The sequence below is a fragment of the Hansschlegelia beijingensis genome (assembly GCF_045505405.1).
In the GTDB taxonomy this organism is placed as follows: domain Bacteria; phylum Pseudomonadota; class Alphaproteobacteria; order Rhizobiales; family Methylopilaceae; genus Methylopila; species Methylopila beijingensis_A.
The window spans coordinates 1-1,817 of record NZ_JBJKEX010000476.1 but is presented as its reverse complement, the minus strand read 5'-3'; the positions used below and the strand labels follow the sequence as shown (position 1 = coordinate 1,817).

1 protein-coding gene is annotated in these 1,817 nt (G+C 65.5%); it reads right to left on the bottom strand.

What is annotated here, in order from left to right:
• Positions 1–264: 264 nt before the first annotated feature.
• Positions 265–1,629, bottom strand: coding sequence for an NAD(P)-binding domain-containing protein (locus tag ACIKT0_RS17745; RefSeq protein WP_407106662.1), 1,365 nt, complete (start codon positions 1,627–1,629; stop codon positions 265–267).
• Between the last annotated feature and the right edge of the window lie 188 nt (positions 1,630–1,817).

Here is a 1,817-nt window from a genome sequence, read left to right as displayed (position 1 = left end):
TGGAACAGCAGGCCGGGCTGGCCGCCCTCCGGATCGACCACGCGGCAGCGGTCTCCGGCCGCGAGGTCGAGCACCAGCGGCTCGCCGCCGCGGGCCACCAGACTGGCGGCGCGCCACGTTTCACGATCGGACACAGCGTCCATGACCATTCTCCCTGAGCGGCGGCGGCTTTTGGGGCCGTCCCGTCCTGCGGTCGCGGGCCCCGGCGGCCCGCGCGGAAGCGCCGCCCTTGCGGCGCAGAAGCCAGCCTTGAAAGGCCGCCGATCACTCGGCCGCTTGCTGGCTCGGCTGGTTGAGGAACGCCTCCAGCGAGTCGTCCATCGCCTTCATCCACACGGTGTGGTGGACCGGCGCCATGTTGCCCGTGATGGTCGAGGGATAGGAGCGGTCACGATAGGTCAGGATGCCCTCGACCTTGTGGTGCTCCCACTCCTTGAACAGCTCCGCGACGCGATCGACGTCGAGAGGCGGATAGTCGGTCGCGCTCAGCAGGTCGCGGACATAGTCGGTCTGGAAGTCGATCGCCTGATACGGATCCTCCAGCGCCTCCTCGCGGCGCACCCAGGACTCGCTGTCCTCATGCATCGCGGCGCGGTCCGGCAGGGCGATGCGGCCAAGCACGACGTCGCGGGCGTACCAGGCCTGCGCGTCGAACATGTTGAACGTGTAGTACTGGTCCTGCGCGCCGATATACATCAGCTTCGGGTTCGGCTCCCAGAAGATCCCCTTGTAGAGGTTCGGCGGGAACAGCCGGTTGCGCGTCTCCAGACGCAGATCGTCGGGCAGGAACGGGTAATGGTTGAGATAGCCCGTGCAGAAGATGATGGCGTCGACGTCGTCGACCGATGAGCCGTCCTTGAAGTGACAGGTGCGGCCGACGACCTTGGTCAGCAGCGGCTTCTCCTCGAAGCCCTCCGGCCAGTCGAAGCCCATCGGCCTGGTGCGGTAGCTGAAGGTGATCTTCCGCGCGCCGTATTTGTGGCACTGGGTGCCGATATCTTCCGCCGAATAGCTGGAGCCGATCATCAGCACGTGCTTGCCGGCGAACTCGTCCGCGCAGCGGAAGTCGTGCGCGTGCAGCACCCGCCCGAGGAACTTCTCGACGCCCTCGAAATACGGCACGTTGGGCGTCGAGAAGTGGCCGTTCGCCACGATGACGTAGTCGAACTCTTCCGAGAACCGCTTCCTGGCGACGAGATCCTTCACCGTCACCGTGAACTTGCCGGTCGCGTCGTCATACTCCACGTCACGGACGGCGTGGTTGAACTTGCAGTATTTGCGCACGTCCGACTTCTCGACACGGCCGGCGATATAGTCGTGCAGCACGGCGCGCGGCGGATAGGACGGGATCGGCCGGCCGAAATGCTCCTCGAAGGAGTAGTCAGCAAACTCCAGACACTCCTTCGGGCCGTTCGACCAGAGATAGCGGTACATCGAGCCATGGACCGGCTCGCCGAACTCGTCGAGGCCGGTCCGCCACGTGTAGTTCCAGAGCCCGCCCCAGTTCGACTGCTTCTCGTAGCAGACGATCTCCGGGACCTCTGCGCCCTTCCGCCGGGCGGACTCGAAGGCCCGAAGAGCGGCCAGACCGCTCGGGCCGGCGCCGATGACTGCGATGCGTGAGGCCATCTTGGTTCTCCTCGGCGTCCGGGACGCCCGTGATCGATCCTGATCGTCTGTCGTCTGCAGTTCGAAGCCCTGGTTTTCAGGTCCGTTCTTCGAGGGGGTGTGTTCTGATGCGGTGCGGGTCGTAGAACGGGGTCCGGACGACGTAGGCCGGGAAGGTTCCGCGTTCGGAGACGATCTCGAGCGGGGTG

Coding starts and splice junctions, on each gene's coding strand:
- ACIKT0_RS17745 (WP_407106662.1), bottom strand. CDS start 1,629: ATGGCCTCACGCATCGCAGTCATCGGCGCCGGCCCGAGCGGTCTGGCC.